The organism is Alteromonas sp. ABH4_457 (assembly GCF_056160625.1).
Map to the genome: position 1 here is coordinate 108,021 of NZ_JBSWXN010000001.1, position 13,582 is coordinate 121,602.

The window sequence follows — 13,582 nt, forward strand, 5'->3', positions numbered from 1 at the left end:
AACAATGTTCAGGAATAACTAATGAACAAAGGATTGTCTGTATACCTTGAGATGGTCAGGGTAGTTGCCACCTTTCTGGTACTGCTATCTCACGCCGGTCACTTCGGGCCATTATGGCTTCAGGATATTCTTGGAGAAGCCCGCCTGGGCAGAGATGGCGTGGTATTGTTTTTCGTGCTCAGCGGGTTTGTCATTACCTGGTGCGGAAAAGAGAAAGATAAAAACCTGTATTCCTTCGCCACCAACCGGATGGCGCGGATTTACTCTGTGGCTGTGCCCGGATTGATGCTGGGAATCATTGCCAGCCTTATTCATACATCTGTTCAGGGCGAACCGGTAGACTACACCATCAACAAAGCCTGGTTGTACTACCCTATTTTCCTGTCTTTTTATTCCCAGTCGTGGCTGGGATTCCTGTTCCCCGCCGGAAACTTCCCGTACTGGTCGCTAAGTTATGAAGTCTGGTATTACGTATTTATCGCCGTGGTGCTTTATGCAAACCGCTACCGCTGGTTACTCATTTTCGCAGTAATTCTGATCATGGGACCGTATATTGCGCTGTTTCTACCATTGTGGGGAATGGGCGCATTGCTTTATGTGTGCAAAGATAAATACACGCCGGGCCGGGGTACGGCGTTATGCCTGTTTGCTGCAACCTTACTCGGATTTATTGCAACAAAGGTAACTGCTTTTGATTCTGTGCTGGATGAATTTAATCATTATGTACTCGGCACGCCGCCTAAATTTATTCCTGCCAAGCAGTTTCTTGGGGATTATTTTCTTGCTCTGCTGGCAGTCGTGAATTTTTACAGTGCATACCATCTGCGTATCAGGATTGGTGAGCTGGCAACCAAAGCTGTGAAAGCGCTGGCTTGTTTCTCGTTTAGTATTTATCTGTACCACACTCCGCTATTTCTACTGTTATCTCTGGTGCCGTTTTTCCATGATGCAGCCAGCTGGACCAGCTACATTTTTGCTGTCGTCTTCGCGCTGGTCGCCTGCCGGGTGCTGGCATCGTTCACGGAGCTGAAGAAAAAGCCGTTGAAGGCGGCCATTGACCGGACCGCAGACCACCTGCTTAAAATCAGCAAACGGAAAGTCACAGCAAAATAATGTGGATCAGCAGGCGCAGAGACTTTCTCTGCGCGCAGCATGAGTAAGGCGGTTACTTAACGCGGTAGAAATGCAGGACGACGCTGTTGGCCTTTCGCATACCGGTGGACACGATAACTGACTTATTCAGCCAGGCGTGGGGACTGTCTGAAGCGACTTCCAGTTTTGCGGCAGTACGCATGTAGTAAGACGCTGCAGGCATGTCTTCTCCTTTAGCCAGTCTGGCCAGCACTTCCGGTGAAGCGGTGCGGATCCCTTCATTATGCACATAGATGATTTCGCCGGAGTCGGTTTGCAGGCTGTAATCCGCCACCAGATCAGCGGTTCCGTCCTTTCTCACTGTCTGCCAGTCGGCGCCGCCTCCCAACACCTTTCCATTGAGTTCGGGGCCGCGAAATTCACCGCCATTAATGCCTATAATCCGGCGTTTACCGTATCGTGTCTCACCGACTTCAAGGGGCGGATCAAGTGTTACAACGGCTTCAAAAAGAAACTCAAACTCCGGAGCAGGAATGTCGGCATACTGAGGTGAATCTTTTGCATTGGCTGCCAGAGGAAACAACGAGAATGTTATGATGGCGGCAGACAAGTATTTCTTGAGTAGCGAAGTCATGGATATGTCCTTATTATTTGATGGTTTTTCAGGCAGTTTCATAGTGCCAGAGTTTGAAGTTTATGCAATCAGTGTGGGTCTATGACTGAAACGGATCCGGCCAAATTATTCAGTGACATACACCGTTGCACGCTGTGTGCAGGGGGATTACCTCATGCTCCCCGACCGGTAGTGCAACTGCATGCTGAAGCGAAAATTGTGATTGTCGGACAGGCACCCGGCATCAAAGCTCACGAAAGCCACCAGCCCTGGAATGACACCAGTGGCGATAAACTTCGCCTCTGGCTCGGGGTGAACCGGTCAGCATTTTACTCGTCTTTATTTGCTCACCTTCCTATGGCATTTTGCTTTCCGGGCTACAAGAATGGTGCAGATGCACCACCGCCTAAAATTTGTTCTGCCACCTGGCACAAACCGGTTCTCGATCAGTTGTCCCCTGAAATCATGATCCATATCGGGCGCTACTCACAGCAATATTATTTTCCGGAGTACAAAACCTTAACTGATGCTGTAGAACAAACAGCATCATCAGGTTCGGATGCTATGGTGCTGCCCCATCCGTCAGGCCGCAATAACCGCTGGCTGGCGAGGAATCCCTGGTTTGAAAAGAGGGTGCTGCCTTTACTCAGAGAGAAGGTTGCAGCGATCCTTGCCTGACGCTCGTCACAGCCCGGCCAGGCTGGCTTGTATGATGAAAACGTATGAAACCACATATCCATGTTGATCACCGGGCATTTTTCCTTCCCGCATAGCTCATTAGACTTAAGTCTAATTTCCGGTGTTGTGTTCACCGGACAACTGACCTGCCGGTTTATAAAAAAGGAACGAACATGGATGCACAATATCACCCCGGACTTGTTGCGCTCTCACTTGGTGTCGCATTCATTGCTTCCCTGACTGCACTGGATATGGCGGGACGCCTGCGTGCGACCAAAGGCATCGCCTCACATTTATGGCTGACCGGTGGTGCGTTTTCTATGGGCGTCGGGATCTGGTCCATGCATTTTATCGGCATGCTGGCAATGGATATGTCCACCCGGGTGATGTACGACATTCCTCTGACCCTGGTATCTTTTCTGGCAGCCATTCTCACTTCCGGCCTGGCGCTGGCGGTGGTTCGTAACGGTAGCCCGACAGCCGGAAGGCTGGCGGTTGGAGCTCTGCTGATGGGAGCCGGCGTGTGCATCATGCACTATGTGGGAATGGAAGCCATGCAAATGCACGGTGAACTGAGTTATGACCCGCTTATTTTTGCCTGCTCGGTGCTGATAGCTGTAGGCGCGTCCGCTGCTGCACTCTGGTTAGTGTTCAGCCTGAACCCGGTCGCTAATCAACGTCCTTCCTTCTGGTTTCGGGTAGCTGCCGGTATGGTAATGGCAGTGGGGATTGCCGGTATGCACTACACCGGTATGGCGGCAACCATTTATCCTGAAGGCATGCATATGATGCCGGTGGATGGCTTGTCTCCCGGCAGACTGGCTGTGTCAGTGGCCTCGGTATCGGTGAGCATTATGCTGAGTGCTCTGCTGCTGTCTATCTACGATACTCACCTGACATCGAAAAACGCTCAACTGGCGGCGTCGCTGAGTGATGCAAACCGTGAACTGAAAAGCATGGTCTACCGTGATTCGCTGACTACGCTCCCTAACCGATTGCACTTCGAAGAAAAAATCGAGGAATTACTGCAACAGGGCAGTGATTCCTTCAGTGTGTTTTTCGTCGACCTGGACCATTTCAAGAATGTGAATGACTCGCTGGGCCATCATGTGGGTGACTTATTGATCAGGCAATCGGCAGACAGATTACGGGCAGCGGTCAGGGAAACGGATCTGGTTGCCAGGGTTGGCGGCGACGAATTTATGGTGCTCATCCAGGGCAATCCTTCCCGTAAAGTGGCGGAAAGTCTGGCGTTTCGCATTGTTGAGTCTCTGCAGCAACCATTTCAGATTGAAGACATGCTGGTTCACGTATCCAGCAGTGTGGGCGTGAGCATGTATCCTGATCACGCTGCGCAGAAACATGAACTGATGGTTTACGCCGATGCTGCCATGTATGCGGCGAAAAAGTCCGGCAGAAACAATTATGTGTTTTATCAGGAAAATATGACCAGCGGCACAGAGCGCCGGAGCAAAATGGATGAACGTCTCAGACTGGCTCTATTAAACGACGGCCTGAGTCTGGCGTACCAGCCTAAAGTGGAGGTGAGCTCAGGCAAAGTCACCGGTGTGGAAGCTCTGGTCCGCTGGCAGGATGACGTACTGGGAACGGTTACGCCGGATGAACTGATTCCGTTTGCTGAAGATTCGAATCTCATTTTGCCATTGGGTGAGTGGGTGCTCAGAAAAGCGTGTCAGTTTTCAGCAAACTGGGAAAAGGAGTTTGGTGTGGCGCTGCCTATTGCAGTGAATATTTCAGCGCTGCAACTGAGTCACAGAGGATTTGTGGAATCAGTAAAATTAATTTTAGAGGAAACCGGTCTGGCTGCGAACCGTCTTGAACTTGAGCTCACGGAGAGCACGCTGGTGAAGGATCCCAAATATGCGCAGGGCGTTATGTCGGCCTTACGGGAGGCCGGGGTGTCGTTATCCATTGATGACTTCGGAACAGGTTATTCCAATCTGGCCCAGCTTCGCCGGTTCCCTATCGACCGCCTGAAGATTGATAAGAGCTTTATGTCGGAAGCGGTATTTAATGATCAGGACGCGGCTATTGTAAAATCGGTCATTGCGCTGGCAAAAATACTGAACCTGAAAGTAACCACCGAAGGTATTGAAACCGAGGAACAGCTGGAGTTTATCCGTTCACTGAACGGGCAGGAATATCAGGGCTATTATTACAGCAAAGCTCTGCCGGCAGACGAACTCAAAACCTTACTACTTAAAAAACTGGCGCAGGCCAGTTAGTTTCACGGGTTAGCCGGTATATGTTGTAAAGGTGCGCCGATGCGTCCGCACAGCACTACCTGCTTCCTGCGGACTGCCTGCTTGTCACGCAGTTCGAAAGACACTTCAGACACTTTACTGCCTTCGATACTTTCTTCCCCGTTGCTGCTAAGCCGCATTTCAGACGGCAACGGCACGGGATACCTGAACGCATTGGTAACAGAAAAAGCATGCTGCCCTGTGACTGTCGCATCGCTCAGCGTCGAGATGCATCGTGCAAGTACATGAGTGCCATGGGCAATGGCGTGTTTGAAGCCAAACAGCCTGGCACACCAGCGGTAAAGATGAATAGGGTTATAGTCGCCGCTGATACGGGCGTACCGGCGTCCTGCAGCGGCGTCAAAGTTCATTACAGAAGTGACTGCAAAGGTTTTTTCAGACCCGGAGACATCTGCGCCGTCACTTTCCCCGGTCTGTTTCAGCATGCCGGAAGCGCCCCGGTATAAATACGTACTGGTAATTTGCTGACGCACAATATCCTGTTGGCTCACTGTCAGCATAACGTCAACGGCAATGCCTCGCGGATGAAGTCGTACATCACTGAAGTGACAAGTTATCGCCATGTCTTCTGCTTTCAGCGGCAACAGTTGATTGATGGTATTTTCTGTATGCACCAGCCCCATCAGCGGAAAAGGCGACGCGTTAGCGGTAAGAACGTCGATGTGCAGTGACAACCCCAAAAAGAGAGGAAAGCAGGGATGCAGGGTGTCGTATTGCCAGTGATGAAGGCGGTTAAAGGCCCGGGATGCACGGATGACCCGCCGGGCAGGAAAATGCTGAGTGCGACGGATGTCTGGCAATCCGGGTGAACGCTGCTCCGTAATACACCGGTCCAACATAGGCTTGTCGGCTTTTTTGAAGGCCGCTTTCAGAGCCTGTTTAATATGCTGCACTGCGAACTCCTTTATCAACAGTGTTTTTCTTTACGCGGCGCTACGTTAACGCAATTTTACCGCTGTAGCACGGGATAATCACAGGCAGGCGGATTAATCAAAGACCAGGCGTTGCCGTTTAACCGTGATATCCCTTTCATTTATTTTTTCAACGGCAAGGGCCATGCTGTAATCCTGCCTGTAAACCTCACAACTGAATAGCCAGTGCCGGCCGCTGGTTTGAGAATCAGCGGTTGTCACTAACTCAGGCTGCAAAGAATCAATACCGGTAAAGTAAAAGCTGTCTCCGGCAATGGCCATACCTTTCCCCTCAGCTTTGATGAAAGCTTCCTTCAACGACCAGAGTGTATAGAAGCGATGCATAATGTCTGCGTCGCCCTTTGCTGCTGAGATTACATCACGTTCAGACGGGTGAAAGTAAAAATCCGCCAGCTCATTAAAATTGCGGGCGCTGTTCATCCGTTCAATGTCGACGCCGCAATCACGTCCACGGGTCATAGCAATTAAAATCATGTCACCGGAATGGGAGAGGTTAAAGTGCAGATTTTCCGGGTTTGTTGTGAGAAACGGTTTGCCATGGTCGTTGACAGTGAATTGCATGCCGGCCGGATCGCCGGCTTTCTGTAATCCGGCCAGAATGAGCCTGAGCGCACCGCGTGCTGCCAGAAAGCGGTGCTGGCTTTCCTGCTTGCGAAAACCTGCCATACGAAGCTTTTCATCTTCAGACAAATACGACTGCAACTGAGACATGACATTTTTTTCATGTGTATCAGCAACATCAACGAGCCAGAGGTGTACCTCCTGATCACTGATGAATTTTGCCGGTTTTGAAGGGGTAAAATCGGAAAGCATGCCGGTTTGCAGAAATAGTTTTTATTGTAACATTAGTTTAAACTAGCGCCCTTTCAGAGAGAAGCGTACATAGTAAGGACAGTATCAACTATGGCTACACAAACAGAATCCGAATTAAAAATGGCTCAGCTTTTGGTTGAAGCACTCAACCTTGAAGACATGGAAGCGGAAGAAATTGATCCGGAAGATCAATTATTCGGTGACGGTCTGGGACTCGATTCAATTGATGCGCTGGAAATTTCATTAGCGATATCAAAAGAATACGGCGTGCAAATTAAAGCTGAAGACGAAGGTACACGCGAAGCGTTCGAGACCTTACGAAGCTTAACCGCATTTGTTGAAAAGAATAAATAAAATCGGGCGGTTACCCTCGGATCGGCGGTAAATAAAGCTATTTGAGGGTTATCTTTGACGACATGAAAATAGATATTATCGATTACGAATCCTGTTCGGCAGCCGGGGTTAATCTCAGCGCCTTACGGACTTCGCTCAAACAGCATAAAAGCGGCCTGATTAAGAACAACCTGCCTGGTTCAGATTTAGACACCTGGATTGGCGTCGTTGAGCAAATCAACGGGGTGGATGACCTGGGTCAATGGCAAAGCCGGAACAATGCCCTTGCTGCATTGGGATATGAACAGGGCACGATTCGCCATACGGTTTCAGCGTTAATCAACAAATACGGCGCTGCCCGAATTGGTTTAGTCATGGGCTCAAGTACGTCCAGTATCGACCGTACTGAAGAAGCCTACACCAAACTCAACAGCGACAATGGGTTAACCGAAGCTTTCAAACAGCCGTTTGTGCATAATCCTCATGCACCTGCCTTATTTGCCGCTCACCTTTCCGGTATCAAAGGCCCGTCACTCACGATTAACACCGCCTGCTCTTCTTCCGCCAAAGTGTTTGCCACAGGCGCCCGCTGGCTGGAAACCGACATTGTTGATGCGGTGCTGGTAGGCGGCGTGGATACGTTGTGTCTGAGTGTGCTGCATGGTTTTAATTCGCTGCAGTTGCTGTCGCCAAACCCGTGTAAGCCGTTCGATCAGCATCGGGACGGGATTAACCTGGGTGAAGCATCCGGTTTTGCCGTACTCCAGCGCGCGGGCGAAAATGACAACGGCAAAGGCATTACACTGGCCGGTTACGGTGAAAGCTCAGATGCACACCATATGTCGCACCCGCATCCGGAAGGACTGGGTGCCAGATTGTCGATGACACAGGCGCTGAAACGGGCTGCATTGTCTCCTGAGTCGGTGGATTATATTAACCTTCACGGCACGTCCAGCCGGGCTAACGATTTGATTGAAGGAAAGCTGATTTCCGAATTGTTCCCTGCGTCTGTACGTTGTTCATCGACCAAAGCCTGGATGGGACATACCCTGGGCGCAGCCGGTATTACAGAAGCCATTATTGCCATGGACACCTTGAACACCAACGTGATCCCGGGCTCAAAGAACCTGGAAACGCTGGATGAAGCACTGGATTTCTCCATTAAAGCGTCAGACGAAGAGAAAGTGTGTCAGCACGTGATGACCAATTCATTCGGCTTCGGTGGTAATAACTGTACACTTTTGTTTAGCAGGGCAGAGTAATATGCAGACAAAAGCACTGAAATGTAAAATTGCAGGCACCGGAGCCTGGGGCAGCTACTTTGAAAACTGGTCTGCACTTCAAGCGCTGCTTGGTGGCGCAGACTTACCAGAAGCAAAGCTGAAAAGCCCGAAACCCGGTATTATTCCAGCCAATGAAAGACGCCGTGCCCCGTTGCCGGTTAAGTTGGCGGTTGAGAGTTCATGGCAGGCGACGCAAGATGCCGGTGTTGAGCCCGATACCCTTACTTGCGTGTTTGTTTCTGGTCTGGGCGATACCGACCTTACCGACTACATGTGCAAAACGCTGGCGTCTGAACATAAAGAGCTGTCGCCGACCAAGTTCCATAACTCGGTACACAACGCGCCGGCCGGCTACTGGACCATCAGTACGGGTACCATGAGCGCGGCCAATTCTGTTGCCGGATATGAAGAATCGGTGTCGTTAACCATTCTTGAGGCCATGATTCAGTGCGAAACTGAAAACGTGCCGATGCTGCTCACGTTTTATGATGCGCCGGTGGCAGATATTCTGAAGCCCGTGTTGCCAAATCAGGAAACCTTTGCGTTTTCACTGGTGATTTATCCGCACGATGCCGACGTGGAAGGCCAGGTGCTTACGGCAACGGTAAATCAGCAGGAAGATGCAAGCTGGCCGGAGCTCAACGCCGGCAGTACGTATCTCACAGAGATGTACGCCCAAAATCCGGCGGCAAAGGTATTGTGTGTTGCTGAGCTGTTGAATCAACCTGACGGGAAGATCACGATTCCGCTAAGCAGCGGAACCAGTCTCACTTTAGCTTGTGAAGGGTAAATGATGGATCAGATGAATACGGATATTATCATCGCCGGTGGCGGGCTGGCAGGCATGAGCCTGGCGCTGCAACTGCTTAACCGCGACGACACTTTCGCCATAACCATAATTGAGAAAAACACCTTTCCGGTACACGACACCACGGCAAAAGTGGGGGAGTCTACAGTTGAAATTGGTGCGCACTACTTTACAGATGTACTTGGCCTGAAAGACCATTTCAAGGAAAAGCATCTGCGTAAGTACGGCCTCAGGCTGTTCTTCGGGAAAGTGCAAAACGACTACAGCGATTATGATGAACTGGGCGTCAGCGAGCTTTTCGGCATTCCGGCTTACCAAATTGAACGTGGCACGCTGGAAAACTACCTCTACACCATGCTGAAAGAAAAAGGCGTGGTATTTCTTGATGGCGCAGTACCCGAAGACATTGAACTGGGCGATAAAAATCACACTGTGGTTTGCCGTCGCGGTGACGAAACGATCACCGTTCAGGGGCGTTGGTTAGTCGACGCAGCGGGCCGTCAGGCGTTGCTACGAAATAAGCTGAACTTGCAGACTGAAACCGGTCATCAGGGCAATGCGGTTTTCTTCCGGATCAATAAGCGGGTCATTATCGATGAATGGTCTGATAATGAAGCCTGGCAAAATCGTGTCCTCGAACCGGGTAAACGCTGGTTAAGCACCAATCATCTGATGGGCCCGGGTTACTGGGTGTGGATTATTCCCCTAGCGTCCGGCGCCACCAGCTTTGGTATCGTCATGGACGATAAAGCGCTGGCCGACAGCAAAATCAGCACCTTTGAAGACACCATGGCGTGGCTACAACAAGAACATCCACTTTGCGCAGAGGCCATTGAAGGGGCGGAACTGCTCGACTTTAAAGTCATGCAAGGCTATTCCTACGGCTGCAAGCAAATGTTCTCAGACTCTGGCTGGGCCATGACGGGTGAAGCCGGCGCCTTTGCAGACCCTTTCTATTCACCGGGCAGCGATTTCATCGCGCTGAATAATACCTTTGTTACCCATCTTATCGAGCGTGACAGGAAAGGGCAGGACATTCGTTTTGAAGCGGCCTTGTTCCACAAATTTTACGACTCGTTCTTTGAGAACACCCTGTCAATTTACAAAGATCAGTATGGCGGTTTTGGCGATCGTAAGATGATGTCGATTAAGCTGGTATGGGATTACACCTACTACTGGGGTGTGTTTGCCTTGCTGTTTTTCACCGACGCCATCGGCGATTTAGACACCATGCGTAAAATTACCCCGAACCTGCTGAAAACCCAGAAGCTGAATAAGAAAATGCAGATGTTGCTGGCCGAAAGAGCACAGAAGCGCTTGGTTTTACCCGCCAGAGGCAGCTTTATGGATCAGTTCCTGGTGCCTTGTCTGGGCGAACTTAACGATGTACTGAAAAACCCGGATATTGATGTGGAAATGGCACTGGAGAAGAACATTGCCATTATGCAGAAAATTGTCCCGTACTTTGAAAATATGCTGAGCGACGAAGCCACCACGCAGATTGATGATGAAGAACGGGCGGTGCTGGGAAATTACAGGCAAAGCGTGCTGGCGTGAGTGCATTACCGCGGCAGCGGGGCCCGAAGGATTTAATTCCGCTGCTCTTTGTGCTTGTGTCTGTGGCTTACCCGTTTGTAGTGTGGCTTAACATCGACACGATCGACCCCCGCTGGTTCGGCGCGGTATTACTGTTAGTGGCCATATTCAGGTTGGTGATTACAGGTAAAAGTCGTAAAACCAGTGACTGGTTGATGACTGCCGTGATTGCGTTATATTGCGCCGGGGTTATATTTCTGAACAGTGAAATACTGCTGAAATGTTACCCTGTGATCATGAGCGCCGGAATGGGCCTGCTGTTCCTGATTTCGTTGCTTGATGAACACACCCTGATTGAGCGCTTCGCCCGGGCGGGTGGACATAATCCGCCGGCACAGGCGAAAGGATATCTCAGGGCGCTGAGCCTGGCGTGGGGGCTGTTGCTGTTACTCAATGCAGCGGTGGCAGCCTGGACAGCCTGGTTCAGCAGTTTAGCAGTATGGACACTCTACAACGGTTTACTGTCCTACCTGATTTTTGCCGTATTTGTGGTTGCTGAATTACTTTTCCGGCGCCACTACAAAAAGAAGCATAATATTGTTGATGACTGATATACATGCGTTGAAAGCACTGTTTAACGCGCAGGAAGGGCCGGATATTACGGCCGTAAAAATGGATGAAGCGTCTGCTGAGATCACGCTTAAGGTAAGCGAAGATCTTGCCTGGTTCGACGGTCACTTTCCTGATCATAAAGTGCTGCCCGGTGTGGTGCAGATAGACTGGGCGGGAAAGCTGGCAAAAGCGTTGTTTATTCGCGATAGCCGTTTTCATCAACTCACCAACATCAAATTCAAAACCATGGTCATGCCGGGTGCACAGATGCAGCTCACGCTCAGTCACAATGCAGCCAAAGGCAGTGTTTCGTTTCACTTTTCCAACGAAACGGACTCATTCTCCACGGGCAGTTTTAAGTTTTCCGCATCATGAAATATTGCATTATTGTTCCTCATTACAAACACGAAGTGCTGTTTGAAAAGTTTCTGCCGGCGCTGGCATCACTGAATTTACCCTGCATTGTGGTCGATGATGGCAGTGGTGAAGAAAGTGTGGCAAAGGTAGATGCATTACTTAAACCTTACCCGGATTTTCATCTTGTCAGACACCAGACTAACCGTGGTAAAGGTGCTTCGGTGATCACCGGCTGTTATCACGCCAGTGCCATGGGCTTTAGCCACGTGTTGCAATTGGATGCAGACGGCCAGCACAACATCGATGATGCGCAAAAACTGCTGGATTACAGTCGCTCACACCCGGATTCTTTTATTTCCGGTCAGCCTTATTTTGATGAAACCGCGCCGTTCGCCAGAAAATACGGCCGCAAAATTACCGATTTCTGGGTAGCGCTTGAAACATTGTCTTTGCAAATTAAAGACGGCCTGTGCGGCTTCAGGGTGTATCCCATCAAACAAATTGAGCGGGTTTTCGATAATTACTACCTTGGCCCGCGCATGGATTTCGACCCGGAACTGCTGGTGAAAGCAGTATGGGCAGGTATCGATTTGCACTTCATTCCTACCAAGGTGATTTATCACGAAAACACCGTATCCCATTTTCATTATCTGAAAGATAACCTCATGCTGATCCGCCTGCATGTACGGTTGATGTTTGGCATGCTTATTCGCTTGCCAAAACTGATAGTCACCCGCGTTCGTGCCTTGTTGGGTAAGTAAAGAGGAAGCGATGACTACGTCAGATAAAACTTCAGAACCGCAGGCGCACTGGTCACAAACCCGTGAAGCCGGCACCATGGCAGCCATGCGACTGGTGTTTTTTATTTACCGGCTGTGCGGCCGCAAAGTGTTTTCGGTCATCATGTATCCGGTGGCGCTGTATTTTGTGCTGTGCCGCAAAGAGCAGCGTGAGGCATCGCTGCAATACCTGACCGCTCATTACCGGTTTAAGCCTGAGATCTGGCAAAGTAAGCCGGGTTACCGTCATGTGCTGCTGCATTTCAAAACCTTTGCTGAAGTGATTCTGGATAAGATGCTGGGCTGGCTGGATGAAATCTCGGAAAAAGACTTTGTACTCAGCTCGCCGGAGAATATCGAAGCCCTGCACAACGATGACAGAGGGCAGCTTATTATAGGCTCTCATTTCGGTAATCTGGAATTTTGCCGGGGCTTTATGCACCGTTACCGCAGCAAGGTCATCAACATATTGGTTTACGACAAGCACGCCGGCAACTTCGTTAAAATGATGCAGGACGAAAATAACGAATCCCGTCTTAATGTCTTTCAGGTTGATGAGTTTGATGTCACCACCATCATGATGCTGAAGGAAAAAATTGATGCCGGCGAGTGGGTGTTCATTGCCGGTGATCGTGTGCCTCTGAGTGGTCTGGAACGCACCGTTAATGTTCAGTTTCTGGGTGAACATGCGCCACTGCCCATCGGCCCCTACATGCTGGCAAAAGCGCTGGCGTGTCCGGTAAAGCTGATGTTTGCTTATCGCTGCGAAGCGTCAGACAACAAGGTGTTGTTTGATGTGGCACCGTTATGTGACAAATTGCAAATCAACCGCAAGACCCGCCAGCAGGACTTACAGCATTATGCGCAACAGTTTGCCTCGAAACTGGAAGAGCATTGCCTGAACGCACCGTATCAATGGTTTAATTTTTATGATTTCTGGCAGCCCGGCGACACCACGTCATTAACAGCGGTTACCACAGAGGAAGGGAAGTAATGGCGCAGGAAACCCGTTTCGACAGCCGGTTGTTTGAGTTAATTCCTCACCGTCCGCCCATGTTACTGATTAACGAAGTACTGGATGTCACCGAAACCTCATCGGCATCGCGCACGTACGTAGATGACGAAAGTCCGTTTTTTGAAGCCGGTAAGGGCGTACCTGCCTGGATTGGTCTGGAATACATGGGCCAGACTGCCGCACTCATTGCCGGTCATCAGCTCGCGCTGGGAAAAGTGTCGCCGCATCTGGGGTTTCTGCTCGGGACGCGCTCATTTAAAGCTCATTGTGATTACTTTGCACCGGGTAAGTACACGGTGCGCTGTGAAGAAAAAGCATTGGTGGGCGACGGGCTTGCAACGTTCGATTGCTTCATTGAAAATGAGCCGCAAGACGGCAGCGAAGTGCAGTGCCTGGCTACGGCGAGTTTGTCGGTATTCCGCCGGCCTGTTTAAAGAAAAGGATGT

At 50.3% G+C, this 13,582-nt stretch carries 15 protein-coding genes; 12 read left to right on the plus strand and 3 right to left on the minus strand.

Annotated elements, in window-relative coordinates:
• Positions 1 to 21 precede the first annotated feature (21 nt).
• On the plus strand, positions 22 to 1,113 hold the full coding sequence (locus tag ACXAGR_RS00420) for an acyltransferase family protein (protein ID WP_474843314.1): 1,092 nt from the start codon (positions 22 to 24) through the stop codon (positions 1,111 to 1,113).
• Positions 1,114 to 1,165: 52 nt separating this feature from the next.
• Here ACXAGR_RS00420 and ACXAGR_RS00425 read toward each other — a convergent pair whose 3' ends face one another.
• The gene (locus ACXAGR_RS00425) at positions 1,166 to 1,726 is read right to left on the minus strand and encodes a DUF3237 domain-containing protein (RefSeq protein ID WP_474847444.1); all 561 of its coding nucleotides are present in this window, start codon (positions 1,724 to 1,726) and stop codon (positions 1,166 to 1,168) included.
• A gap of 81 nt (positions 1,727 to 1,807) precedes the next feature.
• Between ACXAGR_RS00425 and ACXAGR_RS00430 the strand changes: the two genes are divergently transcribed.
• The gene (locus tag ACXAGR_RS00430) at positions 1,808 to 2,383 is read left to right on the plus strand and encodes a uracil-DNA glycosylase family protein (protein ID WP_474843310.1); all 576 of its coding nucleotides are present in this window, start codon (positions 1,808 to 1,810) and stop codon (positions 2,381 to 2,383) included.
• Positions 2,384 to 2,556: 173 nt separating this feature from the next.
• Positions 2,557 to 4,629, plus strand: a complete 2,073-nt coding sequence (locus ACXAGR_RS00435; RefSeq protein ID WP_474843308.1) for a putative bifunctional diguanylate cyclase/phosphodiesterase — start codon at positions 2,557 to 2,559, stop codon at positions 4,627 to 4,629.
• A gap of 2 nt (positions 4,630 to 4,631) precedes the next feature.
• Here the strand turns inward: ACXAGR_RS00435 and ACXAGR_RS00440 are convergent, their stop codons facing one another.
• Both ACXAGR_RS00440 and ACXAGR_RS00445 read right to left on the minus strand, forming a co-directional pair.
• Positions 4,632 to 5,561, minus strand: a complete 930-nt coding sequence (locus tag ACXAGR_RS00440; protein ID WP_474847446.1) for a MaoC family dehydratase — start codon at positions 5,559 to 5,561, stop codon at positions 4,632 to 4,634.
• 93 nt (positions 5,562 to 5,654) lie between these two features.
• Positions 5,655 to 6,413, minus strand: coding sequence for a 4'-phosphopantetheinyl transferase family protein (locus ACXAGR_RS00445; protein ID WP_474847448.1), 759 nt, complete (start codon positions 6,411 to 6,413; stop codon positions 5,655 to 5,657).
• Positions 6,414 to 6,503: 90 nt separating this feature from the next.
• Here ACXAGR_RS00445 and ACXAGR_RS00450 point away from each other — a divergent pair, with 90 nt between their 5' ends.
• The 9 genes from ACXAGR_RS00450 (at position 6,504) to ACXAGR_RS00490 (ending at position 13,570) form a co-directional block, all read left to right on the plus strand.
• Positions 6,504 to 6,767, plus strand: coding sequence for a phosphopantetheine-binding protein (locus ACXAGR_RS00450; protein WP_119502389.1), 264 nt, complete (start codon positions 6,504 to 6,506; stop codon positions 6,765 to 6,767).
• 62 nt (positions 6,768 to 6,829) lie between these two features.
• A complete protein-coding gene (locus ACXAGR_RS00455) occupies positions 6,830 to 8,008 on the plus strand; it encodes a beta-ketoacyl-ACP synthase (protein ID WP_474847450.1) in 1,179 nt (392 codons plus the stop codon).
• 1 nt (position 8,009) lies between these two features.
• Positions 8,010 to 8,819, plus strand: coding sequence for a beta-ketoacyl synthase chain length factor (locus ACXAGR_RS00460; protein WP_474847452.1), 810 nt, complete (start codon positions 8,010 to 8,012; stop codon positions 8,817 to 8,819).
• A 12-nt stretch (positions 8,820 to 8,831) separates the two neighbouring features.
• Positions 8,832 to 10,394 (plus strand): NAD(P)/FAD-dependent oxidoreductase, encoded by a 1,563-nt coding sequence (locus tag ACXAGR_RS00465; RefSeq protein WP_474847454.1) that lies wholly within the window; start codon positions 8,832 to 8,834, stop codon positions 10,392 to 10,394.
• Positions 10,391 to 10,984 carry a COG4648 family protein gene (locus tag ACXAGR_RS00470; protein WP_474847456.1) on the plus strand — a complete coding sequence of 198 codons (594 nt, stop codon included), beginning with the start codon at positions 10,391 to 10,393 and terminating at the stop codon, positions 10,982 to 10,984. Before ACXAGR_RS00465 ends, ACXAGR_RS00470 begins: the two co-directional genes overlap by 4 nt.
• A complete protein-coding gene (locus tag ACXAGR_RS00475; protein WP_474847458.1) occupies positions 10,977 to 11,360 on the plus strand; it encodes an ApeI family dehydratase in 384 nt (127 codons plus the stop codon). Before ACXAGR_RS00470 ends, ACXAGR_RS00475 begins: the two co-directional genes overlap by 8 nt.
• Positions 11,357 to 12,103 carry a glycosyltransferase family 2 protein gene (locus ACXAGR_RS00480; RefSeq protein ID WP_474843292.1) on the plus strand — a complete coding sequence of 249 codons (747 nt, stop codon included), beginning with the start codon at positions 11,357 to 11,359 and terminating at the stop codon, positions 12,101 to 12,103. Before ACXAGR_RS00475 ends, ACXAGR_RS00480 begins: the two co-directional genes overlap by 4 nt.
• A gap of 10 nt (positions 12,104 to 12,113) precedes the next feature.
• Positions 12,114 to 13,115, plus strand: a complete 1,002-nt coding sequence (locus tag ACXAGR_RS00485; RefSeq protein ID WP_474847460.1) for an LpxL/LpxP family acyltransferase — start codon at positions 12,114 to 12,116, stop codon at positions 13,113 to 13,115.
• Positions 13,115 to 13,570 carry a hotdog family protein gene (locus tag ACXAGR_RS00490; protein ID WP_474847462.1) on the plus strand — a complete coding sequence of 152 codons (456 nt, stop codon included), beginning with the start codon at positions 13,115 to 13,117 and terminating at the stop codon, positions 13,568 to 13,570. The genes ACXAGR_RS00485 and ACXAGR_RS00490 overlap by 1 nt, the downstream gene beginning before the upstream one ends.
• The last annotated feature ends 12 nt before the right edge of the window (positions 13,571 to 13,582 follow it).